Source organism: Clostridium thermobutyricum (assembly GCF_000371465.1).
Classification (GTDB): Bacteria; Bacillota; Clostridia; order Clostridiales; family Clostridiaceae; genus Clostridium; species Clostridium thermobutyricum.
On sequence record NZ_KB850965.1, the window covers coordinates 623 to 1277 of the forward strand.

The window sequence follows — 655 nt, forward strand, 5'->3', positions numbered from 1 at the left end:
GTAGAGGGACCAAATGGATATAAACAAGTGGTTACAACAGATAAAGATGGAGTTGCTACATTAAATAATATTCCATGGGGAACTTACGAAATTAAGGAAACAAAAGCACCACAAGGTTATAAGTTAAATAAAGAAATACAAACAATAACAATTGGAGCATCAACTGTAGAAAAACAACAAAATATTACTATCATTGATGGTAAAGAATTAGGAAGTTTAGTTATAACAAAAGAAGGTCCAGATAAAGAGAAATTAGCTGGAGCAACTTTTGAAATAACAGGACCAAATGATTTTAATAAAACTGTAGTTACAGGAAAAGATGGAACTGTTTCAGTAAATGGATTAGCTTGGGGAAGTTATGAAGTTAAAGAAATAAAAGCACCACAAGGTTATAATCTAGATAAAACACCACAAACTATAGAAATAAATTCTTCTAATGTAAAGTCTATTCAAAATTTAATATTTAAAGATTCTAAGAAAACAGGAACTTTAAATATAACTAAAATAGGAAATGACGGAGCGAAGCTAAGTGGAGCAGAATTTACAGTAGAGGGACCAAATGGATATAAACAAATAGTTACAACAGATAAAGCTGGAGTTGCTACATTAAATAATATTCCATGGGGAACTTACACTGTAAGAGAAACAAAAGCAC

At 30.5% G+C, this 655-nt stretch carries 1 protein-coding gene; it reads left to right on the forward strand.

The window, feature by feature from the left end; translation table 11 throughout:
* A partial coding sequence (locus HMPREF1092_RS17480; protein ID WP_002599814.1) for an MSCRAMM family protein occupies positions 1–655 on the forward strand: 655 nt, incomplete at both ends.